Source organism: Candidatus Cryosericum septentrionale (assembly GCF_003570995.1).
GTDB lineage: Bacteria > Caldisericota > Caldisericia > Cryosericales > Cryosericaceae > Cryosericum > Cryosericum septentrionale.
In genome coordinates, this window is record NZ_QXIY01000017.1 from 1 (window position 1) to 22,892 (window position 22,892).

At 46.3% G+C, this 22,892-nt stretch carries 22 protein-coding genes; 17 read left to right on the top strand and 5 right to left on the bottom strand.

All coding sequences use genetic code 11. The features are described from left to right. Positions 1-166: 166 nt before the first annotated feature. From SMC1_RS04180 to SMC1_RS11240, 7 genes are all read left to right on the top strand, one after another. A complete protein-coding gene (locus SMC1_RS04180; RefSeq protein ID WP_207799299.1) occupies positions 167-1,375 on the top strand; it encodes a dipeptidase in 1,209 nt (402 codons plus the stop codon). Between the two features lie 21 nt (positions 1,376-1,396). After that, positions 1,397-2,986: an ABC transporter substrate-binding protein gene (locus tag SMC1_RS04185; protein ID WP_119085546.1), complete on the top strand. Its 1,590-nt coding sequence runs from the start codon at positions 1,397-1,399 to the stop codon at positions 2,984-2,986. A 56-nt stretch (positions 2,987-3,042) separates the two neighbouring features. Further along, positions 3,043-4,044: an ABC transporter permease gene (locus SMC1_RS04190; RefSeq protein ID WP_165849204.1), complete on the top strand. Its 1,002-nt coding sequence runs from the start codon at positions 3,043-3,045 to the stop codon at positions 4,042-4,044. Positions 4,045-4,052: 8 nt separating this feature from the next. Then, on the top strand, positions 4,053-4,916 hold the full coding sequence (locus SMC1_RS04195) for an ABC transporter permease (protein WP_119085547.1): 864 nt from the start codon (positions 4,053-4,055) through the stop codon (positions 4,914-4,916). Positions 4,917-5,196: 280 nt separating this feature from the next. Then, positions 5,197-6,369: a beta-aspartyl-peptidase gene (gene iadA, locus SMC1_RS04200; protein WP_119085548.1), complete on the top strand. Its 1,173-nt coding sequence runs from the start codon at positions 5,197-5,199 to the stop codon at positions 6,367-6,369. 353 nt (positions 6,370-6,722) lie between these two features. Beyond that, on the top strand, positions 6,723-7,418 hold the full coding sequence (locus SMC1_RS04210; protein ID WP_207799300.1) for an aspartate/glutamate racemase family protein: 696 nt from the start codon (positions 6,723-6,725) through the stop codon (positions 7,416-7,418). A gap of 216 nt (positions 7,419-7,634) precedes the next feature. Then, positions 7,635-8,027: a hypothetical protein gene (locus SMC1_RS11240; RefSeq protein ID WP_413814604.1), complete on the top strand. Its 393-nt coding sequence runs from the start codon at positions 7,635-7,637 to the stop codon at positions 8,025-8,027. Here SMC1_RS11240 and SMC1_RS10340 read toward each other — a convergent pair. The 3 genes from SMC1_RS10340 to SMC1_RS04230 form a co-directional block, all read right to left on the bottom strand. Beyond that, a complete protein-coding gene (locus tag SMC1_RS10340; RefSeq protein WP_126855166.1) occupies positions 7,954-8,190 on the bottom strand; it encodes a hypothetical protein in 237 nt (78 codons plus the stop codon). The two genes, SMC1_RS11240 and SMC1_RS10340, sit on opposite strands and share 74 nt — an antisense overlap. Positions 8,191-8,386: 196 nt before the next feature. After that, on the bottom strand, positions 8,387-8,710 hold the full coding sequence (locus SMC1_RS04225; protein WP_126855167.1) for a hypothetical protein: 324 nt from the start codon (positions 8,708-8,710) through the stop codon (positions 8,387-8,389). Between the two features lie 323 nt (positions 8,711-9,033). Next, complete coding sequence (locus SMC1_RS04230) at positions 9,034-9,636, bottom strand: integrase catalytic domain-containing protein (RefSeq protein WP_119085553.1); 603 nt, start codon at positions 9,634-9,636, stop codon at positions 9,034-9,036. Between the two features lie 885 nt (positions 9,637-10,521). Here SMC1_RS04230 and SMC1_RS04235 point away from each other — a divergent pair. The 10 genes from SMC1_RS04235 to SMC1_RS04280 all read left to right on the top strand — a co-directional run bounded on the left by SMC1_RS04235 (position 10,522) and on the right by SMC1_RS04280 (position 20,346). Then, positions 10,522-11,577, top strand: coding sequence for an aminopeptidase (locus tag SMC1_RS04235; protein ID WP_119085554.1), 1,056 nt, complete (start codon positions 10,522-10,524; stop codon positions 11,575-11,577). Between the two features lie 168 nt (positions 11,578-11,745). Continuing rightward, entirely contained in the window at positions 11,746-12,822 is a 1,077-nt protein-coding gene (locus tag SMC1_RS04240; RefSeq protein ID WP_119085555.1) for a M20/M25/M40 family metallo-hydrolase, read from the top strand. Between the two features lie 12 nt (positions 12,823-12,834). Beyond that, positions 12,835-13,356, top strand: coding sequence for a nitroreductase family protein (locus SMC1_RS04245; protein WP_119085556.1), 522 nt, complete (start codon positions 12,835-12,837; stop codon positions 13,354-13,356). Continuing rightward, positions 13,343-13,639, top strand: coding sequence for a DUF6092 family protein (locus tag SMC1_RS04250; protein WP_119085557.1), 297 nt, complete (start codon positions 13,343-13,345; stop codon positions 13,637-13,639). The genes SMC1_RS04245 and SMC1_RS04250 overlap by 14 nt, the downstream gene beginning before the upstream one ends. Before the next feature lie 130 nt (positions 13,640-13,769). Then, the gene (locus SMC1_RS04255; RefSeq protein WP_119085558.1) at positions 13,770-15,449 is read left to right on the top strand and encodes an ABC transporter substrate-binding protein; all 1,680 of its coding nucleotides are present in this window, start codon (positions 13,770-13,772) and stop codon (positions 15,447-15,449) included. A 95-nt stretch (positions 15,450-15,544) separates the two neighbouring features. Next, positions 15,545-16,573, top strand: a complete 1,029-nt coding sequence (locus SMC1_RS04260; RefSeq protein ID WP_413814605.1) for an ABC transporter permease — start codon at positions 15,545-15,547, stop codon at positions 16,571-16,573. 1 nt (position 16,574) lies between these two features. Next, positions 16,575-17,495: an ABC transporter permease gene (locus SMC1_RS04265; RefSeq protein WP_119085560.1), complete on the top strand. Its 921-nt coding sequence runs from the start codon at positions 16,575-16,577 to the stop codon at positions 17,493-17,495. Between the two features lie 2 nt (positions 17,496-17,497). Next, entirely contained in the window at positions 17,498-18,490 is a 993-nt protein-coding gene (locus SMC1_RS04270) for an ABC transporter ATP-binding protein (protein ID WP_119085561.1), read from the top strand. A 5-nt stretch (positions 18,491-18,495) separates the two neighbouring features. After that, positions 18,496-19,500, top strand: coding sequence for an ABC transporter ATP-binding protein (locus SMC1_RS04275; protein WP_119085621.1), 1,005 nt, complete (start codon positions 18,496-18,498; stop codon positions 19,498-19,500). Positions 19,501-19,599: 99 nt separating this feature from the next. Next, positions 19,600-20,346, top strand: coding sequence for an aspartate/glutamate racemase family protein (locus tag SMC1_RS04280; RefSeq protein ID WP_119085562.1), 747 nt, complete (start codon positions 19,600-19,602; stop codon positions 20,344-20,346). Between the two features lie 188 nt (positions 20,347-20,534). Here SMC1_RS04280 and SMC1_RS04285 read toward each other — a convergent pair whose 3' ends face one another. Both SMC1_RS04285 and SMC1_RS10995 read right to left on the bottom strand, forming a co-directional pair. Continuing rightward, positions 20,535-21,530, bottom strand: a complete 996-nt coding sequence (locus tag SMC1_RS04285) for an IS110 family transposase (RefSeq protein WP_165849206.1) — start codon at positions 21,528-21,530, stop codon at positions 20,535-20,537. Positions 21,531-21,957: 427 nt separating this feature from the next. Further along, a complete protein-coding gene (locus tag SMC1_RS10995) occupies positions 21,958-22,152 on the bottom strand; it encodes a hypothetical protein (RefSeq protein ID WP_243626487.1) in 195 nt (64 codons plus the stop codon). Between the last annotated feature and the right edge of the window lie 740 nt (positions 22,153-22,892).

Sequence of the window (22,892 nt, forward strand, 5' to 3'; positions counted from 1 at the left end):
GTTTCTCGAGCTACGGAGAAATTATGAGATTTAATAGTAGTTAAACTTATCTGGAGGAGGTGGGAAGAGAAGAAAGAAACGAAAAGCTTCTTTTCACAAAATTCTAACTTTGCGGGTAATGGAATAGGTATTGTGGCTCCACATATTATACAAGGAGGTATTTAATGTGGGAGTAAATAAACAATACGCTGGGTATAAGCCTTTCCAATACTTAGAGCCGGATCTTGACTACAAGGTATTTAAGATGGCAAAGGAAATTGGAAGGGTGGAACCATATGCCGTACCTGTATCACAAGCAGAAGAAGAAAGGGTACAACAACTTGCTGGGGAAAGCATTGTAATTTCTTTACATGACCACCCAATGCTTCTACCTGAAGATGTAATGAACCAAATCTTTGACTATAACAGAGAAGCAAGAGTAGTAACACCATACGAAGGCTTGTCAAAATCATGCTGGGATGCAATCTTTGATAACTTACTGGATGGAGAAGGAATGATAGTTTCAAAATCGGGATGGAAATGGGAAGATACAATCTATGACTTAGGAATGACTTTGTCCGATTTGGCACATCAAGATTTTGTTATAGTTGGGAGAACAGTCAACGATATAATAAGGGCACACAACGAGGGGAAAATAGCTTTTATACCTGCTATTGAAGCAGCAACACCAATTGAAAACGAATTAGATAGAATAGATATCCTGTTTGGCTTGGGCATCAGGATGATGGGGGTTACGTATAGTGAATCAAACGGCTTAGGGTCTGGGTTAAGTGAAGAGAATGATGGTGGATTGACCAATTTTGGTCGAGAAGTAATAAAACGGTACAATAAAGTTGGTATGGCAATCGATGTATCTCACTCTGGTGACAAAACAGCTGCTGATGTAATAGAAGTGAGTACAGAGCCAGTTTTCATAACTCATGTAGGGGCAAAAACATTATGGAATATTAAGAGATTTAAACCAGATGACGCTCTTCGAGCATGTGCTGAGAAAGGGGGAGTAATAGGGATTGAAGCGGCACCGCATACAACAATTACAAAAACTCATCCTAAACAAAATATAGAATCAGTTATGGAACATTTTGAATATATAGCAAATCTTGTTGGCATAGACCATATTGGCTTTGGACCAGATACAATGTACGGTGACCATGTAGCTATGCACCATGCGTATAGTAAGACGTTTTCTTTAGAGAAGGTTTTTGCTGCAGATACTGAAGAAGTACCGTATGTTGAAGGATTAGAAAACCCTACAGAGGCATCTTGGAATATTATCAGATGGTTAGTGAAACATGGATATTCTGATGAAGACATAAAGAAGGTCGTTGGTGAAAACGCTTTAATGGTACTTAAAGAAGTTTGGCCAAAATCTTAAAGATAGAGGAGGAATTAGGCAATGAAGAAACAAATTCTGGTTTTCCTTGTGGTTGTTTTAGCGGTTAGCCTTTTTGCAGGATGCAAGCGACAAGCATTACAGCCAGTAACGTTCATATTTGCAAAGGGGGGGGACGCAATCGGTCTTGACCCAGGAGATGACCCCGATAATGACTCAAGTTCAATTTGGTGCAACATTTTTGAGAGTCTTGTCAAATTCAAACCTGGTTCAACTGAAGTCGAACCCAGCCTTGCGACAAGCTGGGAGGTATCATCAGACAACCTCGTCTGGACTTTCCATCTGAGGCAGGGTGTAAAGTTTCAAGATGGCACACCTTTCAATGCAGATGCAGTAGTTTTCACTTATCAGAGATACACTGATCCAAACAATGCTTACCATAAGTTTGGAACGTGGGAGAACTGGGAGTGGTGTGCTAGCCAGGTCACCAAGACAGAAAAGGTGGACGACTATACGGTGAAAATCACCCTCTCGCAGCCTTATACACCGTTCATCAGCGCACTAGCCACGGCAGGGGGTGTTGTAAGCCCAACGAGTTGCGAGAAGTGGCAGGGTCAGTCGGTGATACATCCAGTGGGGACTGGGCCCTTTGAGTTTGTAGAATGGCTAAAGGGAGACCATATCACCCTTCAGAAGAACCCGAATTATTGGGGCGACAAACCCAAGATCGATAAGCTGATCTTTACAGTCGTAAAGGATGCATCTCAAAGATTTCTTTCTCTTCAGAAGGGCGAAGTACAAGGGATTGAATTTCCGAATGCAGACGATCTTACCAAAATGTCACAAGACACAGATCTTCAGATTCTCAGGGAGCCTGGCGTTACTGTGTGCTACCTCGGTTTCAATGTGGGAACTGATACTCCAGGATTCCAAAAACCCTTTGGAGATCTAAGAGTCCGTGAAGCCATTGCCTATGCCATCGATAAGAAAGCAATTGTCGATCAGATATTCAAAGGTACCGCTGTTGTCGCCAAGACTATTATTCCTCCGACGCTTTGGGGATACAACGATACAATTCAAGACTATGACTATAACCCGACAAAGGCGAAGGAACTTCTGAAAGCAGCTGGATACGCCAACGGGTTCAAGACGCAGCTTTGGACTCTTCCTGTGGCAAGGCCATACGTACCCGATCCACAGAGCGTTGCTGTAGCAATTCAAGCAGATCTGAAGAAGGTTGGAATTGACGCAGAAATCGTAACGTACGACTGGAGTACCTATTTCCATAAGGTTGACAATGGAGATGCTCCAATGAACATTGCGGGATGGATAGCAGACTATCCAGACCCTGATGATTTCCTCTACACGTTGTTTGATTCAGATCATGCAACAGTAGGAACGGCTAGCAATTCCTGTTTCTATAGAAGTCCTGCGGTACATAGTCTTAACATCCAAGCTCAGCGGATCACCGATCAGACAAAGAGAGCTGAACTCTACAAGCAAGTTCAAGTAATTATGCACAAGGACATTCCATGTGTTCCTTTGGCGCATGTAGAACAGATTGTCGTGCTTAGTAAGAATGTAAAAGGCTTCGTGCTCTATCCTGTTGGCCGGTACTATTTCGATACTACAAGCATAGGAACTTCAGAATAGGACAGAGAGGGGGGGGAGGCCCCCCTCTCTAGTCTAGTAAAGTTGATGAGGGCACAGTGACAAATTACATTATCAAAAGGTTTCTAAACATTGTTGTGATGTTACTCGCAGTTTCCATATTGATATTCCTGCTCATAAGACTTGCACCTGGTGATCCTGCCATTGCCATAGCAGGAAGCCACGCCACTAAAGAGATATTGCAAGAGATGAGAATCAAATGGGGTCTCAACAAGCCGCTCATAGACCAATATTTGATATGGCTTGGTCACGCTCTAAGGGGAGATCTTGGAGTATCGATCTTAACACAGAACCCGGTTCTTTCAGATCTCCTCCAAAGGACTCCAAATACTCTAGAACTGGCAGTTGTTGTAATCATATTGTCGACATTCATAGGAGGAGTTGCAGGGATCATATCAGCCACTCGGCGCTATTCACTTTTCGATTACATAGCCATGTTCATTGCGTTATTCGGGGTATCGATGCCCATCTTCTGGCTTGGTATTATGCTTGTGCTTCTATTTAGTATTAAACTGAATTTGCTCCCCACAGGAGGAATGCTTAGTGCCCTTTATTCTATCCGTCCAATAACGCATTTAAGTCTTATTGATAGTCTTCTGGAGCTCAATTTCCCGGCGTTTTTTAATGCGCTCTCGCATCTTATACTTCCATCTATTGCTTTAGGGACGATACCTATGGCATTTATTGCTCGAATTACACGTTCGAGTATGCTTGACGTTATGGGCCAAGATTATATAAGAACGGCACGTTCCAAGGGACTTAATGAGAAGGGTGTTATTGTGAAGCATGCTTTGCGAAACGCACTGATTCCTATAGTTACCGCTTCAGGAACAGAATTTGCGATGCTTATGGGAGGTGCAGTTCTGACAGAAACAATCTTTTCATGGCCGGGGCTAGGTAGTTATGTTGTACAGGCTGTTTCTGCGAGAGACTACCCTGCAGTTCAAGGTTCTGTAATTCTTATTGCCTTTATGGTGTCTGTAGTCAATCTCTTGGTTGACATTCTTTATGCATACCTAGATCCACGAATTCGCTACTAGGGGCGCATATGGAGGAGTCATTTTTCAAGGGGACTCTAAGACATCTTAAGAGAAGCAAGTCCGCAATGCTCGGGCTTTCCATTGTAATTCTTCTTATTTTAGTAGGAGTTTTTGCTCCAGTTATCTCTCCCCATGACCCGATAGCACAGAGTCTCTACAACAATTTCAAGCCTGGTTTTTGGGCTAAGAATTACAGCAACTTTTTAGGAACCGACCAATTTGGAAGAGATCTTTTAAGTAGAATTATATACGGTGCTCGCGTCTCTTTAAGCGTGGGACTCATAGCAACTACCATAGGAGTTCTTCTAGGTTCAGCAGGGGGAATCATTGCAGGGTTTCTCGGCGGATGGGTGGATAATCTCATTATGAGGATTGTTGATATTATGTTTTCATTACCGTCTATACTACTTGCTATTATTGTCGTTGCTGTACTTGGAAGAGGGTTGGACAAAACAATGATTGCAATAGGTATTACCTACGTACCTCAAATTACGCGTGTCGTAAGATCAAAGACAATTGTTGTGAGAAATGCTGAGTACATTGAGGCAGCAAGAGCCATAGGCAGCGGGACACTAAGAACAATGGTAGTCCACGTACTTCCTAATGTTTTGTCCATTATCGTCATTTATGCAACCCTTAGCATCGGAAGTGCGATAATTGATGCGGCTGCCCTTGGGTTTCTTGGACTCGGGGCTCAGCCCCCAACGGCCGAATGGGGAGCAATGCTTGCAAGCTCCAACGACTATATAACAGGTGGCTTTTGGTGGATTGCGTCACTTCCAGGTGTTGCAATCTTTATTTCTGTTCTTGGTTTTAATCTCTTAGGCGATGGTCTGAGGGATGTCATGGATCCAAGGCTCAGAAGAGATTGATACTCTAGTAGAAGAAACTTGTCGGCGTCGAATTCTTGTACAGGTTTCTCTGAAAAGTGGTGAAACAATCCAAAATCTCATGCTGAACTTGTTTCGGCGTCCAATAATATTAATAAGTTATAAGACTCTGAAGTAGATTCCGAGGGACAAAATGGGGCTCTTTCAGAGACCTCTGTAGGAGTTACATACACTTGAAGTGCTAATTCATGGGCATGGCAGGAGGGCCATATGCAAAGAGGAAAATAATCAATATGATTAGAATATTGTCGGAGGTGCGATAATGTTCAAAATCTTACAGGGAGGCAGGGTTTTTGCTCCGGATGATATGGGGGAACAAGACCTGCTGATTGCCGGAGACTTTATAGCAAATATCGATGAGAATATTGTTTCAGCATCTTCATATGGTGAAGTTGAGGTAATTGATGTAAAGGACAAATATGTAGTTCCTGGCTTCATAGACATTCATGTTCACATTATCGGTGGAGGTGGGGAGGCAGGATTTGCTTCTCGCACCCCTGAAGTGTTATTGAGCCGCATTACCCAGGGCGGGACTACTACCGTGGTGGGTTGCCTTGGCACCGATGGCACCACCAGGCATATGACGTCTTTACTAGCAAAAGCCCGGGGATTAGAAGCAGAGGGGATCTCTTCTTATATATATACAGGTGCCTATGAGGTCCCTCCGCCAACCATTACCGGGAGTGTAAGGAACGACATCATCCTCATAGATAAAGTAGTAGGTGCCGGTGAAATAGCCATATCAGATCACCGCTCGGCACAACCCGGAAAGGAAGAAATTAAAGAGCTGGCTGCCGAGTCCCGGATAGGGGGGATGCTCAGTGGCAAGGCTGGTGTACTGATGCTTCATGTAGGAGATGGGCAGAGGAAGCTGGAGATGATTTTTGAAATCTTGGAGGAAACGGAAATTCCCATAACTCAGTTTAAACCTACCCACATAAACCGAAATCCATATCTTTTGGAAGATGGAATTAAATTTGCCAAGATGGGTGGAGTGATAGACATGACATCCGGAGTAAGCCCCGATTCTGGTGCAAGAAACTCGGTAAAACCATCCCAAGCCATAAAACAGTGTCTTGAAAAAGGTGTACCCATAGAAAATATCACCATGAGCTCCGACGGAAACGGCAGCATACCCCTTTTTGATGATAAGGGAAATACACAGGGGCTGCTGGTTTCAAGACTTGATTCCCTCTACCAGGAATTCAAGGCCCTGGTTAAAGACGAAGGTATAAGACTGCCTGATGCATTGAGGGTTATCACACAGAACCCTGCAAAATCCTTGAAGTTTTATCCGAAAAAAGGTGCTTTACAGATTGGCAGCGATGCGGATATAGTCGTCATGGATAAGAATTTGAACATAGAATATGTATTTGCCAGAGGTAAATGCATGGTTAAAGAAGGGAAGGTTATAGTTAAAGGTACATTTGAATAGCTGGAGAATTTGCAGGGAAAAGACTACAATATACAGAAGAAACCCTGTTTACTGGAGAAAAAATTATTGATTTGATGAATGGTAAAAATGCCTATCCAGAGTTTGAGCTGGAACTCAAAGAGCTACTAATGTACTCAAAAAACAATTCTGTTAATTACACAATCTGTAATGGAAAATAGCATATGAAAGAACCTAACTCTCTATGTTCAGCAGTTGCGGCAGCGTACGCGAGGATCGTTGGAATCGATGCACTCCTTGATGTGGGTAGAACATCCATCAACATAACGGGGGGATCTTGCTGGGGCTGCAATAGTTGCAAAAACCGAAGGGGAACTAAACTTAGATAAATGGAAGTGAAAGCAAAGACTCTAGGCATTATTGGAGGAATGGGCCCAGCGGCAACGCTGGACCTCTTTTACAAGATACTAAAGGCTACTCCTGCAAAAAGAGATCAGGATCATATTCATATTATCATTGATGATTTCCCACAGATACCAGATAGAACGGCCTTTCTTCTTGGAAAGGGCGAGAATCCTCTTCCTTATATATTGAAATCAGCGAAAACCCTTGAGAAAGCGAATGTTGATGTGTTGTGTATGCCTTGCAACACTGCGCATTACTTTGTCGAAGACATAAGGAATGCCACCCCGTTACCATTTATAAGTATTGTTGAAAGTACTCTGAATGAGATAAAGAGCAGTTTCGAGAACTCTAAGAATATTGGACTTCTTGCAACCGATGGGACAATAATTGGAAGGGTATACCACAACATATTTGAGGTTGAACGGTACAGAATCATCACCCCTATAGAAGAAAAACAACATGAAGTGATGAAAATCGTTTATTCTATCAAGGCCGGAAAAATGGAAGAAAATGTCCAAACTTTTGAAGAGATCATTGAGCATATGAAATTCCTTGGGTGCGAATCAGTGATACTTGGGTGTACAGAGCTTCCAATTCTGTTAAAGTATTTTGAGCCTTCTCTTCCTGTCATTGACGCAACGTCCTGTCTTGCAAAGGAAATAGCTAACTTTGCTACAGGAAGGTGATGTCTTATTGAAACAGGGGTGGTCTTGCATGCAAAAAGTGGCAATTACACAAACAGTACTCAGGGATGCCCAGCAGTCACTTATAGCTACGCGAATGAGTACTGATGAAATGCTACCTATACTCGATACAATCAATCGAGCAGGCTATCATTCCATAGAGATGGTACTGTTATTCCTCTCATAGTATCCGATGTAATTGGCGACCCTCTTGAGGCGATTGCTTCAGGACCTACATATTTTGATTCACCGACATTTAACGATGCTTATTCAGTGCTTGAGGAATACAAACTCCTTGACTCGGTCCCCAAGTTCTATGTCAAGTGTCATAGAAAAGGGCTCAGAGGAGAAGTAATGGAGACATTGAAAAAGGAGAAACATTGTCGTGTAATTTTTACAATATACTTGTTGCAACCAATTATGAAACCTGTACCGAAATGGAATTACTCTTCAAAAGTAAGGGTCATAATTCATAATACTCCGTATCTTGGAGCATCAGTCCAGGGGGATGTGCTCGCCCAGAAGCCGTTGCGTCGCTTCACGGGCTTCGCCGAAAATACGCGAGGACGTCCAAGATGTGGTCTGCCCCCGATGACGCTGCGTCGCCGATGACGTAGTCTGTCACGAGGTAGGTCTTGATGCCGACCAGACGTGCTGACATGTCTTGGGTACAACCGTTGGCCACCGCGACCACGTACTCGGGATCGACCTTCATGACGGTGGCCACGTGGTGCCAGTATGCCGCATTGGGTTTGCTGTGACCGCAATTCTCCATCGTGCTGACATATTCGAACGCATCCGGAGAGAATCCAGCCCATGCTCGCCAAGCTCGGTATCACGGTCGAGCAGGACCCGACGGACTTCAACGCCCTCCTGGACTTGGCTACCACCGGCACGTTCGTCGTCTTCCTCCACGGCATCATGTTCGACAACTACGACGCGTTCGGATCAGTGCTCGGCTTCCGGAGCGATCAGATCCCGACCGGAACCAACAGTATAGGGGCGAGAACTTCTTCCGCTATAGCAGCGCCGCCACGGACAAGTGGCTCAACACAGCGCAGAACGCCGCCACCACCGCTGCCCTCAAGGAAGCCTGCTCTCACATCCAGGACATCTTTGCTGAAGATCTTCCATGCATGTATCTTGAGCAGCGCGTCTATCCCGACGAAATCCGCAAGGGCCTCAAGGGCTACGACCACTACTTCTCCTCCACCGTCTACAACAACTGGAATATCCAGTACTGGTATTGGGGGAAGTAAGCAGGACCTGACACACAGCACCATGAGAAAAGACATCGCATAGCTCCCAAGGCCCCGCGCTGGCAAGGGCGCAGGGCCCCATGTCAACTCACGTAAGAATGGAGGTGAACCATCAGGTCGTGAACTCACCAGAAATGGTCGCGTAGCTGACACGTTTCTTGATGACCAGAGGCTGTCTCCTCCTGGCAATCTCATCCAGTCGGTCCTGGCCAATACACCCCTCGGATACAACAACATCCTCGGGGGAGGAAGATCTCGTGGAAGAACGTTGTCATGTCCAGCTCCGCACGGATGGCACGGAGACGCCCCTTCGTCTCTTCTGCAACATCCTTTCGTGCCAGCATCCGTGCACATGGTGTCTATGCGTTGTCATACACCTTGGTGATGTGCCTTCCGGTCCTGACCCCCCGGAGGAGCTTCTGACTGGGAAGGAACCAGTTCACCATGAGGTGCAGTGCCTGGTACAGTCGGTTCAGGAGACCCTCCTCAGCTTGGCTGTCATGCCGGTCATACCCCACGAACGTGCGGATGACGGAGTTGTTCTTCTCTTCCACATGCGGGTTGTCGTTCCCCTGGTACGGACGGGAACGGGTGAAGCGGATGCCATGTGGATCACAGGAGCGTCTCAGTTCGTCACCAATGAACTCGCTCCCGCCCTCCGAGTGCAGAACCAGGACCGTGGTGAGCGCAGCGAAGACATAGACCTGCGCACGGCTGGAGACCGGGACGATCTCCGTCCACCCCGAACAGCGATCGGTGACAGTGAGGGTGCTGCAGTGGTCCCCTGCCGCCTTCCCTCCGTCATGGCTCACGAGGTCTACCTCCACGTACCTGGGAGAGGCAGCCGAGCGTTCCCGGAAGGAGACCACCGGGATGCGGGCAAGGAGACTCTCGGGCTTTGTCCGGGAACAATGCTTCCGGTCCCTCCCTGTTGCCTTCTCTGCTCGCAGCAGACGGTCCACCTTGCAGACCCCATGTGGAGGACGGCGGCACGCAGGTGGTCCGGCATCGCTACCTGGAGCCTCTTACTGCAGAGCTCCCCGGCAAGGTGGTACACCCAGACGCGCGCCTCTGCTACGGCAGGACCAACCACAGGCTTCCGCTGTCTGTGCCACGGAGAGGGTCTCGTAGGGACCAGCGTCACGTCCCCCAGGACCACCCGCTTCGCATAGGTGCGGAGCAGGTACGCTGCATAGGGAGGGCTGTACCCCGTGGTGGCACAGAACTCCTACCGCATGACTCCTTTCTCCTTCTGCCGGGCATGGATATACCGCAGGGCGACCTCTCTCCCGGCATGCCGTTTCTCCTGTATCGTTAGCGCCATGATGCTGCTCCTTTCCCGAATGCTCACCCAAACATGTCAGCATCATGGCTACCTCCTCTCTGTTCATGATAATTGAGATGATGCGACGCGCAACTACTTGACAGAAATTTCTAGTTGTATATAAGGTGTTAGAAGAAGCCATTATGCGATTAAGGGACATTTTGGAATGCTAAGATTTTATTTACAAGGTTTCTATGAAACAATGTCAGTTTTTTGTTGCAAAAAGGAGGTGTCTCTAGAGATTATCAGTTAACTTGCTGCAAAAACCTTTTGATGTAAGAGAGCATTGTTGAAAAGAGTAGAATTGGTATCGATCGTGTTTATCAAACTTCTTTTGAAAGTGGGGCATTATTTTGAAGGGTATGGTAGAGGCTATTTATTGTGATTGTTTCCAGACTTTCGTTGTAAGAGAAGACTTCTTTGGAAGAAGCACCGATAAATTACCTACTAAAATACTACTTGGAGTCTCAAATGTATGTAACGTGTACACAAATGCAAGACATTCATCTTAAGGAGGTTTAAAATGGCTCAGTATTATGAATACGAGTTAGGGAAAGCAGCTAAAATTCTTTGTGAAGAGCTCTTTAAGTTGAAACCAGGAGAAACATTTGTCATTACTGCGGACACGGAAAGTGACGAAAGAGTCGTTGAGGCTACCGCCAGCGCCGCTTTTGCGTGCGGTGCCAAACCGATGGTCGTCACTGTAGCATCGCCAATGGGAGTAGGAAAAGCAGCCGATCCCATGCTTCCCGTAGAAGCTCTCACTGCTGCACTTTTGAAGGCTGATGCCTGGGTGGAATTCAATAACGAGTGGTTGCTCTACTCTACGCCTTACGATATCGCGGTGAAAGAGAACAAAAAGCTCCGCCATGAGTGCTTAGTAGGAATGAGTGTGGAGATGATGGTCCGCAACATGGGAAGGGTAGACTACCCAAATCTAGGGAAATTTATGAAGCTGGTTACCCAAAAGACCATGGCCGCCAAGCATATGCGCATTACCACTCCTGCTGGCACAGACGTGGAGTTCGATAACGAACCTGGTCGCAAGCAAATTATGGAGCTTGGTTATGCTGACACTCCAGGGTCCCACATGATGGCCGGACAGATCGGTTGGTCTCCAACTTTCGAGTCCATTAACGGAAAAATCGTCTTCGACGGTTCCCTCGTTCCCCCTATCGTTGGCCTTTTGCAAACTCCAGTCAGTTTAACAATCAAAAAGGGAAAAATCGTGAAGATTGAGGGAGGAAAGGAAGCCACAGAGTATGAGAAGTGGCTTAAGGGCTTCAACCACCCACAGATGCTCAAGCTGGCCCATGTATGCTATGGATTTAACCCTGGGGCAAGACTGACAGGAAACATCCTAGAGGATGAAAGAGTCTGGGGCGGGACAGAATGGGGTATTGGCAATGTTGGTGCAATACTTACCGTTCCTGATATTCCTGGTGGGATTTCTGGACCTTCGCACTCTGATGGCATTTGCTTGAATTCCTCCGTATGGCTGGACGGAGTCCAGATTATGGACAAGGGTCAGCTATTAGACCCAGAGCTTAAAAAGTTAGCAGAAAAATTGGGGAAATAAGGCTTTCAATGACGACCTGACCTCACTGGTTGAAATCGCACATTTGCATGTTAAGTGATTTGGGGCATATGTTCTCAGCTTCCCGGATGATTCACTCGGATGGGATTCCAAGTGCGGTTTACCAGTGAGGTTATAAAATTCCTATAAAGAGTAAAACTGGAGGTTTTTATGGAAGAAAGGTTGATAAAAACTCTGTGTGAACTGGTGAGCATTTCCAGTGAGTCCGGGGAAGAGAAGGAAGTTATTGAATTTCTTAGAAATAGGCTCCAACAGGAGCTCAATGGGCAATGCCAGTTTGATAGTTACGGAAACCTGATTTGCAAAATACCCGCTAAGGATTCTTCGGCCTCGGAGCCACTTATGCTTGCCGCTCATGCCGACACAGTGAAACCCGGTAAGGGCGTCAAACCAATAGTAAAAGATGGTGTTGTTTATTCCAGCGGGGATACGGTACTGGGAGCAGACTGCAAAGCAGGAATAGCGGAGATCCTGGAAGCTGTTTCAAGCTCACGAAGGCACCCACCATTGGAAATTGTTATTACTCGCCAGGAAGAAATTGGGTTTGTAGGAGCTAAGAACCTTGATTATTCCCTATTGAAGGCAAAACGTGGTGTCTTGGTGGACATGGATGCCTTAGATGCCATCGTGATAGGTGGTCCATCCTATATGAACATTGATATCGAGATCACCGGCAAAGGGGCTCACGCAGGGATGGAGCCAGAGAAAGGGGTATCCGCCATTAAAGCAGCCAGTCTGGCCATAGCAACACTGAAAGATGGCAGAATCGACCCTGAAACCACTGCAAACTTCGGCATTATTCAAGGTGGTCTAATCCGGAATGGTGTTCCAGACAAATGCGCCATAAAAGCGGAAGTAAGAAGCCTGAACAACGACAAGTGTATAGCCTTGAGTAATACGTATAAAGAAGTTTTTGAAGTAATGGCTCGTTCCATTGGAGCTAAAGCAGATGTAAATCTGAATTTAGCATTCAAGGCAACCAGAATTTCAGAGGATGCCCCAATGGTTCAGGTCGCAAAGAAAGCTTTGAAGAGCGCTGGGATTGACCCCAAGGTGATGGTAATCACCGGTGGCCTGGAGTCGGCAATTTATAACGAGAAAGGAATAGAGACAATCCCCATCGGAAACGGAGTTAAAAGCGAGCACACAACTTCCGAGAATGTGTCTGTCGAGGACATGAAGAAGGTAGTTCAGATTCTTCAACATATCCTTGAGCAATTTGCTTGACGACTTTGAGCAATGGATATTTGGACGGCGATTAAGAATAGAAGGAGCATAAGGAAGTTTACTGATGATCCGGTAGAGGACAAGGTGCTTAAGAACCTTGTCCTGGAGGCGGGGATCTGGTCCCCATCAGGGGGGAATGCCCAATCCTGGCGATTCCTCGTTATCACTGACCCCAAGATTCTAAATAAGCTCAAGCTGGTTTCCCCAGGCCTCTTAGGGACTCCCAACTCGGTCATTGTTATCTGCCAGGATTTAGCTTATGCTTTGAAAAAAGGAGGGGAATTGGGGGTCAAAATCCTGTCTTTAATGGATACTGCCATGGCGGCTCAAAACATTATGCTCGCCGCTTATGCGGTTGGCTTGGGAACCTGCCCAATTGCTTCTTTTCATCCCGAGGCCGTTCAAAAAATTACTGGTTTGCCTGTACATATTTACCCGCAGCTTCTAATCTCGGTAGGTTTCCCCGGGGAAAATCCCCCTGCTCCCAGGCGAAACCCCAATGTAATCTGGTTCAATTCCTATGCAGATGAATGAGACCTTTAAAGAACAAATTTTCGGATTAGTTGGCTATATGCTTACCAGCGCTTGCAATTTGGTTAACGAAACGAAAAGCTATGGCCCCTTCAGACTTATTGATGCAGCAAGCCGTCTAATTACTATTCTTTCTGAGAACAATATTTCGTCGCCATCCCTGGAAAAAATCCGAGAAAAAATTGAGCAAGGCAAGTACAAGGTCATGGAGGATGATTCTCAATTCAGCGCATTTTTAAATGATCTTGTTCTCTACACCGTGTCATTGATTGAGAACCAGAATTGAACCCAGTATTCTCTAACACCGAAAGGAGGTGCGGAAAGAAGGGATAATGCGGGATCTCTTAATTGATAGGGGAAAAGTAAGAAATCAAATAATTCATTGAGGAAGGTTATGAAGATTAAGGAGGAAGGTTATGAAGAGAAGTGAGTTTGTTAGGTTTTTAAAAAATGGATTGTTCTTCATTTTGATAGCGAGCCTGGTGTTGAATCTTGTCGGATTCCAACAACAGACTCTTGCCGCGACAAACATTAAGGTCATTCGCCATACCGATTCGTGGCCTGCCTATATCGATCCAGCAGTTGGATCAGACTATGCAAGTTCCATTTCTATTTGTAATATGTACGATTCGCTGGTCTTTCCAAATCCGGATGGCAGCGTAAAACCTTGGCTGGCAAAGAGCTGGGTAATCTCGGCGAATGCATTGACCTACACCTTTACATTGGTACCCGGAGTCAAGTTCCACAATGGAGACACGCTGACAGCAGCGGATGTGGTTTTCTCTCTTCAGAGACTCATGACTATCGGAGAGGGATATGGGTACCTCTTTACCAGTTCCGTCAAAGCAGCCAAAGCCCTTGGCACATACAAAGTTCAATTTACGCTGAAACAGCCCTTTGGGCCTTTTCTGGGAGCCCTGGTAAGGCTTTACATTCTTGATAAAAAACAGGTAATGGCACATCTTCGAACTGGTACCTATGGGGCGTTTAAGGATTACGGTAAGGGATGGTTGGTCACCCATGATGCTGGCTCCGGACCTTACAAAGTCAAGACAATGAAAACGGCAGAATCTCTCTTGATGGAGAAATTCAACGGTTACTGGGCCGGATGGGCTAACAAGGACGCTCCCCAGTATGCTGAAGAAATCGGGACCACTGAGGCGGTAACCGTGAGGACGCTCATATCCAGAGGGGCATTAGAAATCACGGACCAGTGGCAGACGGAGGAAAACCTCGCTGCCATGGCCAAGCTTCCTAATACCAAGCTGTGCTCTTTCTTCGAGGGCTCAGTTCTGAACATCATGCTTAACACCAAGAAAGCCCCGACAGACGATATCCACTTCCGGAAAGCTCTTGCTTACTGCGTTGATTACCAGCAAATTATTGCCAAGCTTTTCCCTGGTACTCGCCCTTCCACTGCTTGTCCTCGCAGCCTCCCTGGATACGACCCCAATTTGAAGCCATACACTCTGGATCTGGCGAAGGCACAAGCGGAGTTGAAGCAATCAAAGTATTATGGAAAATTGGCCAAGTACCCATTTGAACTCGATTGGGTGTCGGAAGTTCCGGCTGAGGAAAAAATTGCTCTGATGGTTCAGGCTAATGCCGCCAAGATAGGAATAAAGGTAAACATTACCAAAGTACCTTGGCTTTCCTTGATTGATTTGTTGGCTAAACCCGCAAGCACTCCCAATGGATCTGTCATCTTCGTCGCTGCTCACTATGCCGAAGCGGGATCGATGTTGGAATCTCGTTATGAGTCCAGCTCTACCGGAACCTGGGAGCAGGGAGAATGGCTACAGAATCCTCAGATTGACATATTGATCAAGGCTGCGCTTGCCACCGTTGATCAAAAAAAGCGATTCCAAAAATACTATACCATTCAGGAGAAAATCTTCGCACTCTGCCCTACATTATGGATTTTGGAGCAGGCAATAAAGCAAGACTATCGAAGCGATTATGTCGTCTTCCCTGCAGCAGAGGCTGTTAAGCAAGGAAAACCGGTTAACCCCGTTATGGGCTACAACTTCTATTATCGGGATTTCAAGGTCTTTCCCGAGAAGGCAAAACAGCCATATACACCGTTCACGGCGTAGTTATTCTGCTTTCAGGGTTGTATAGAACAGGTAAGTAGACTGAAACAATGGGGCTCCGCGTAATCAGGAGCCCCTTGTCGATGGAGGTAAAACAAGTGAAACTTGGCAGTTTTCTTCTCAAGCGTTTTTTGCTTTCAATTTTTGTAATTATTGGCCTTTCAATAGTAATCTTTATAATAGCTCGAGTTGTCCCGGGTGACCCGGCCCGCATGGCACTGGGGCCGAGAGCCCCTGAAGACGTGGTTCAAGCGCTGAGGAAGGAAATGCATTTGGATAAGCCTTTACCGGTGGAATATTTTTACTGGATCAAGGGGGTTGTTCGGGGAGATTTCGGTCAATCCTTGGTTTCCAAGAGACCAGTGGCGGAAGATATTAAAGAATTTTTTCCAGCAACAATGGAGCTGGCTATTTTTGCAGGCATATTGATGGTTATTTTTGCCATCTTGCTCGGAGTCCTTGCAGCTCAATATAAGAACACCTGGATTGATAGCTTAATAAGAATGTTAAGCTATTTTGGAATAGCGATTCCAGCATTTGTAGTAGCGATTATTTTCATGCTGCTGTTTGGATACTACTGGCCGATACTGCCAGTCTTAGGAAGGCTAAGTTCCGGAATAACCCCGCCTCGGACTATCACAGGTCTATTGACACTTGACAGTTTAATTGAGGGCAACTTTCCAGCCTTCTGGGATGCATTCAAACACTTGATCCTACCAGGAGTTGCTTTGTCTTTAGGAGGGCTTTTCCAAGAAGCACGGATTACCCGCTCTTCTATGGTTGATAATATGCACAAGGACTTTCTTGCCGCAGAACGAGGTTATGGAATACCTGAAAAGATTGTCATGTTCAAATACCTCCTTAAACCCTCTCTGATTTCTACTGTATCGATTATGGGTTTGGATTTCGCATCTCTATTATCTAATGCGTTTCTTGTGGAACTGATTTTTAACTGGCCCGGGATTTCACGTTACGGTATCAATGCGATGTTGCACAAAGATTTAGACGCGATTTCTGCGGTTATCATCGTATTTGGAGTCGTTTTCTTGGTCGTAAACATTATCGTTGATGTCATTGTAGCGCTCCTAGACCCCAGAATTAGACTAGGCGCCGCTCGAGATGTGTAAAATGAGAGACTTGAGCGGAGGTCAGTCCAATAGTTCAATAGCTGTTAGTTTAGCAAGACCTAAGTCGTTATTCTGGACAAATCTGGGAAGGAATTGGTATAAGTTTTCCCGGAATCGCTTATCCATAATAGGGTTAGTAATTGTCTTGGTAATAATTGTCTCAGCAGTTTTTGCACCCTGGATAGCCCCTTATCCTAAGGAGGCAGGACCTTTTGTTGATTTCGATAACGCCGAACAACCACCGTCATTACAACATCTTTGTGGAACGGATGACATGGGAAGGGATATCCTCTCAAGGATCATCTTTGCGTTTCGCGATGCTCTAATTATGGCAATTGTAGTTTTAGCTTTAGCTGTGCCTTTGGGCGTTCTTCTGGGACTAATCGCAGGCTATTTCCAGGGCGGATGGATTGACACTATAATCATGCGCGTCACCGACATCTTTCTCGCCGTGCCCCCCCTAATCCTCGCTCTTGCCGTTGCAGCGGTGTTAAAGCCCAATCTGATGAACACTATGATTGCAGTCACCGTTATGTGGTGGCCCTGGTACACGAGGCTTTTATACGGGACAGCTTCCTCCATGAAGAATGACTACTTTGTCATTGCAGCTGAGTTAACTGGAGCGAGCAAGTTCCACATTGTCTTCAGAGAAATCCTTCCCAACTGTTTATCCCCTATTTTTACGAAGATGGCACTGGATGTGGGGTGGGTAATTCTAATAGGGGCTTCGCTAAGTTTCGTAGGGCTTGGACAACAACCACCTACCCCTGCGTTGGGCCAGATGGTTTCGGATGGCGCCAGGTATATGCCTTCCTTATGGTGGATGACTATTTTCCCTGCTTTAGCCATCGTACTCATCCTTCTGGGTTTCAATTTAATGGGTGATGGCATAAGGGACATGTTGGAAACAAGCAGAGGATAAGAATGGAAGCCAAAGAAAATGTTCTCCTGGACATAAAGGACCTTCATATTTGGTATCGAGTTTACGGTGGTTATTTAAAGGTTCTTAATGGTGTTAACCTGATACTTCGAGAAGGAGAGCGCGTTGGTCTTGTGGGGGAGGCTGGTTGCGGGAAAACTACTACCATGAAGTCGATCCTGCAAATTCTTCCGCCAGGGGACTTCCTCATCCCAAAGGGAGAGATCTATTATAAAGGGAAAGATATCTTGAAGATGAACTCCAGTGAAATTCAAAGGCTTCGCTCTAGGGAAATCGCCATGATTTTTCAAGACCCTACAGCTGCCCTGAACCCGGTGTTTACAGTAGGAACTCAAATTGGCGATGTCATCAAGTACTCCATTGCTTTGGAAGAAAAGAAAGTACATAAAGAGAAAATCAAGATACTCTCAGTCAAAGCTTTAAAGGAAGTGTCCCTCCCAGATCCCGAAAGGATGCTGGTAAATTACCCCTTTCAATTAAGTGGAGGCATGAGGCAGAGGGTCTGTATCGCCATGGCCATTTCCTCTAACAGGAATCTGCTCATTGCTGACGAACCGGGGACATCGCTCGATGTTACTATTCAGGACCAAATTTTGCGTCTTTTGAAAGAGATAGTCGAAAAGAAGGGAACCTCCATAATTTTGATTACACACTCCTTGGGAGTAGCTCGGGAAATGACCGATAGAATATATGTAATGTATGCAGGGACGATTGTGGAAACTGCTCTCACTAAAGACCTCTTTAGAAACCCTGTGCATCCGTATACTAAAGGTTTACTTGCTTCTGTGCCCAAATTATCTGGGGGAGGTATAGCCAAGGGCATTCCTGGGAGAATTCCAGATTACTTGAATCCACCACAGGGATGTCGATTTCAGCCCAGATGTCAGCATGCTACTTGTTCTTGTGCGGAAAACCCCCCACAATTGTTTGAAGTTGAGAAGGGCCATTTAGTGGCATGTTATTTGGCTCAGAGGTGAACATAATGACTCAACCAGAAAATAGTGAAATTCTAGAAGCTGTAAATTTGAAGAAGTACTTCCGCATTGGCAAGGACAAGAAAGGTCCAATATTCGTCCGAGCCGTAGATGGAGTGAACTTCAGCATCAAGTATGGTGAGACCTTGGGATTGGTGGGAGAATCCGGATCTGGCAAAAGCACTATTGCCTACACCGTTGTAGGCATGTATCGCCCTACCTCCGGCCAGATCTTATTTAAGGATCAAAACATCGGTATGGAAGCCGCGAAGAGGCCATTATCTCTAAAGAAAGAAATCCAGATTGTTTTTCAGGATCCTAGTTCCTCTTTGAATCCCGAGCAAACTATTGAACAAATTCTGAGTTTGCCCTTCAGGCTTCATACTAGGATTCCCAATAGACAATTCAAAGAAAAAATGATTGAGCTTCTGGAAAAGGTAGAACTCCCTTCAGAGTATCTTTACAAATTTCCCCCCTCAATTGGTGGCGGGGAAAAGCAGATGGTGGCCATCGCCAGAGCTCTGGCATCCAACCCGTCCTTGATTGTCCTCGATGAGCCNNTGGATGTATCTATTCAAGCAAAAGTTATCAATAAGTTAATGAATCTTCAAAAAGAGTCAAACTTAACCTATTTATTTATCACCCATGACTTGAGTTTGATGAGAAACGTCGCCAGCAGGATTGCAATTATGTATTTGGGAAAGATTTGTGAGGTAGCTGATACTGCTGCCTTTTTCGAAAAGCCTCTTCATCCCTATACCCAGATGCTAATTTCCTCGGTACCTGTGATTACGGAGGAAGAGGAAGAGTTAAAGCCAAAGAAAGTCGTTTCTATCGGTGAGATTGGAAGTCCTGTCAACCCACCCTCAGGATGCAGTTTTCATCCAAGATGCCCCTACGGGATGCCCATTTGCTCGGAAGTGGATCCCGAGATGATTGAGGTTTCCCCAGGGCATATAGTGCGATGCCACCTTTTTTCTAGGCCGGAAGAAACTGATAGCAAAGGAGTTTGAACAAGAGAAAAGCAACCATGTGTTTACTAGGAATAATGAGACTTTGTAGAAGAGAAGAAGAACACGTCTTAATGAACAGACCATGTTTAAGGAGAATGAATGACAAAACTACTATACATTGAACCAGTAGTCAGTGAAATGGTCGGTGAATGGACAAGGTATCTGTCTCAATACAAGTGCCCTGAAACCGAAGTGGTAGTAACCTCTTTGCCAGAGGGTCCAAGGCACTTGGAATACTATTCCTATGGGGCGCTGGTTGTTCCTAGACTTCTAAACATCATAAAGGGTGCGGAAAAAGAGGGCTTCGATGGCGCAATCATTGGGTGCTTTTACGATCCTGGCCTAAGGGAAGCCCGAGAAATTGCAGAAAAATTGGTGGTCACTGCTCCGGCGGAAGCTTCGATGCATATCGCGTCAACACTTGGGCAACGTTTTTCCATAATTGTGGGACGGACTAAATGGATACCTCTTATGAGAGAAAACGTCATTAAGTATGGATTCCAGGATCACTTAGCATCCTTTCAGGCCATTGGCATGGGGGTGCTGGACCTTCAGGTGGACCCTGAAGAGACTAAAAGGAGGATAGTTCAGGCTGCGCAAAAAGCGATTGAACAGGATGGAGCGGAAGTTATCATCCTTGGCTGTACTCACCAATTTGGGTTCTATCAAGAGTTACAGGGTATTTTAGGAGTACCGGTTATAGATGTTGGTTTGGCTGCCTTAAATTACGCTGAATTCCTTGTGAATTTGAGAAATAAGCATGGATGGTATTTTAACAAGAAGAATGAGTACTTATCTCCTCCTCACGAAGAGATCGAAGCTTGGAAACTCTCAGACCTTTTTTAGGACCTCTAGGCCCTATATATTGGCCGGACAAATTGGCTGGTATTACATGAGATATGGCACTATTTTTGCCTTTCGGAAAATGAACTCTTATTTCGAGAGGAGAACTGGAAATCATGGACTAGTGGCAGACGAGTGAAAAAAATTTCGCTGCCATCGTGTCAACTCACGTAAAGATACTACGATCCGTGTCAAGAGGACAAACATAGATTGGCATCATGTTCAAGGGTCCGGTAGGGTGATTTTGTTACGTAGAGGTGTTGGGTGATAAGAAGGAGTTTTCTCATGCAAGCGACCAAGGCGACTTTGGGCTTCTTGTGGTTATCGCTCACGAGATGCTTGTAGAACGTTCGTATGCACTCATTGTGTTGGATACTGTTCATACAAGCGAGGTACAGGACCTTTCTGAGCATTGGATCTCCTGCCCTGCTGATCTTCCTTCCTCCATTCAACGAAGACCCTGATTGTCTTCGTACTGGGTCCAGTCCCGCAAGTGCTGTGATCTCATTTCGATTCGCGCCAGGATACTTCCGGAAGAGATACAGGAGATTCATGGCAGAGACGACACCGATCCCGTTCATAGAAAGAAGATTGTTGAGGTCTTCTCGTGTCTCCTCATGATCCTCTGCATACGCTTCCATCTCTTTCTCGAGCTGTTCCTCCATCGTACCAAGACGCCCCAGCTCCTTCTCGAGTGAGTCTTTCAGCTTCCTCGTCACACCACTTTTCTCCTCCAGAGCATGCACGTGGTTGGCAAGCATGGTTCTTGTCTTCTGGATGATCTCATAACTCCCGAGGTATGCTCCCAGCCGTTCCGCTATCTCGTCCATCTCAGGGATAGAGAACTCACTTTCTTTTAGGAGGAGATGGAAACTGTAGAGCATCTTCGCATCAATGGCATCTGTTTTCGACCTGTTCCCCAGTACTTTTGCGAAGTTCGCACTCTTCTTTGGATTCACTTCATAAACCTGGACCTCATGCTCTGCAGCAAATGCACGCAGATAGTTGGAATAGGGCCCTGTGGGTTCATAGATGAACCCTCCCTTGTTCCAGTTGGTACCATACCTCTTCTTGAGGAGCTTCTTCAGGGTCTTCAAACTCTTCTCATTGGGAACCTCACCCTCCTGTGTTCCATCCCATAGCTCCAACGATTGCTTTGAAACATCAATGCCGATACAATAGGTCATACGAAACCTCCCCGTATGAGGAGAGTTTGCAATGGGTTGCCCTTCCATAAGCGTTTCATTTCGTCCACAACCCAAGCTGGAAGAACCTTCTTCCGCTTCTGATACTACACAAACTTTGGAAGGGCGATCCATCTCTGGTACAAGCTCATGAGGACCTCTCATTGCTTCAATGTACGCACGATCTACCCATTCCTCTCACCCATACTACCTGGAATAGTACTCCTCCATCGTACGAAATGGTCGCGTAGCTGCCACGTTTCTTGATGACCAGAGGTTGTCTCCTCCTGGCAATCTCATCCAGTCGGTCCTGGGAGAGAACAACCTCATGGAGCAGCGTTGTCATATCCAGCGCTGCACGGGTGGCCCGGAGACGCCCCTTTGTCTCTTTGGATGCATCCTTCCGTGCCAGCATCCGTGCATATGGTGTCTATGCGTTGTCGTACACCTTGGTGATGTGCCTTCCGGTCCTGTCCCCCCGCAGGAGCTTCTGGCTGAGAAGGAACCAGTTGACCAGGAGGTGCAGTGCCTGGTACAGTCGGTTTAGGAGACCCTCCTCCCCCTGGCTGTCATGCGGGTCATACCCCACGAACGTGCGGATGACAGAGTTGTTCTTCTCTTCCACATGCGGGTTGTCGTTCCCCTGGTACGGACGGGAACGGGGGAAGGTAATACCCCGGGCAATGCAGAAGCGGGTAAGATGTCCGGGCGCGGACTCGCTCCCATTGTCGGAATGCAGGGAGAGGACGCGCCCCGGGTACCTGCGGAGACAGGATGCCAGTGCAGCGACTACAACGACTTCTGCTTTCGTGTGTACGTCCGCCTCTCCCCTGCTACGACCCTCCGGCTCCTGGCAAGACTCATCTGCAGGAGAAGCCGCCGCGTCTCATCATCTACATGAAAATGCCCATGCGCCTTTTTGGTTCTCCACGAAGAGCGGCATGCCTCCTGCAATATCCTGCCTCCTCACGGAAATCATCCAGCATCACCGATTTCTTGATCTTCCCTGCCTACAGATATACTTGTGCCTTGACCATCGTGAGCTTCCCCCGTTCCTGCATCGTGAGCTCCGTTCCCGCTACTCCTCTCTCGTCCGAAAGACCAGCAGTATCCTGTCATCCTTCACCTCCGTTTTCTCATGAGTTTATGGAGCCAGTTCACCTCCATTTTGGATGAGTCGATGCGAGGTCTTTCTTCAGTACTCTCCTTACGTGGCTCATAACCCGGGAGAGTATATCAGCAATTCCCGACGTTCCCATGATGATTCTGAAACGTGCATTCCAAGCGGCTCGCAACCGCTGGCGTGTGAACTGTTGACTTTGCTATGGAACCTTCTAGGATTGTTAATAGAATATCCGAAATCTT

Coding starts and splice junctions, on each gene's coding strand:
- SMC1_RS04270 (WP_119085561.1), top strand. CDS start 17,498: ATGGAAGCCAAAGAAAATGTTCTCCTGGACATAAAGGACCTTCATATT.
- SMC1_RS04235 (WP_119085554.1), top strand. CDS start 10,522: ATGGCTCAGTATTATGAATACGAGTTAGGGAAAGCAGCTAAAATTCTT.
- SMC1_RS04195 (WP_119085547.1), top strand. CDS start 4,053: ATGGAGGAGTCATTTTTCAAGGGGACTCTAAGACATCTTAAGAGAAGC.
- SMC1_RS04240 (WP_119085555.1), top strand. CDS start 11,746: ATGGAAGAAAGGTTGATAAAAACTCTGTGTGAACTGGTGAGCATTTCC.
- SMC1_RS04225 (WP_126855167.1), bottom strand. CDS start 8,710: ATGTCTTTTCTCATGGTGCTGTGTGTCAGGTCCTGCTTACTTCCCCCA.
- SMC1_RS04255 (WP_119085558.1), top strand. CDS start 13,770: ATGAAGAGAAGTGAGTTTGTTAGGTTTTTAAAAAATGGATTGTTCTTC.
- SMC1_RS10340 (WP_126855166.1), bottom strand. CDS start 8,190: ATGGAGAATTGCGGTCACAGCAAACCCAATGCGGCATACTGGCACCAC.
- SMC1_RS04280 (WP_119085562.1), top strand. CDS start 19,600: ATGACAAAACTACTATACATTGAACCAGTAGTCAGTGAAATGGTCGGT.
- iadA (WP_119085548.1), top strand. CDS start 5,197: ATGTTCAAAATCTTACAGGGAGGCAGGGTTTTTGCTCCGGATGATATG.
- SMC1_RS04285 (WP_165849206.1), bottom strand. CDS start 21,530: ATGACCTATTGTATCGGCATTGATGTTTCAAAGCAATCGTTGGAGCTA.
- SMC1_RS04245 (WP_119085556.1), top strand. CDS start 12,835: ATGGATATTTGGACGGCGATTAAGAATAGAAGGAGCATAAGGAAGTTT.
- SMC1_RS04185 (WP_119085546.1), top strand. CDS start 1,397: ATGAAGAAACAAATTCTGGTTTTCCTTGTGGTTGTTTTAGCGGTTAGC.
- SMC1_RS04250 (WP_119085557.1), top strand. CDS start 13,343: ATGCAGATGAATGAGACCTTTAAAGAACAAATTTTCGGATTAGTTGGC.
- SMC1_RS04265 (WP_119085560.1), top strand. CDS start 16,575: ATGAGAGACTTGAGCGGAGGTCAGTCCAATAGTTCAATAGCTGTTAGT.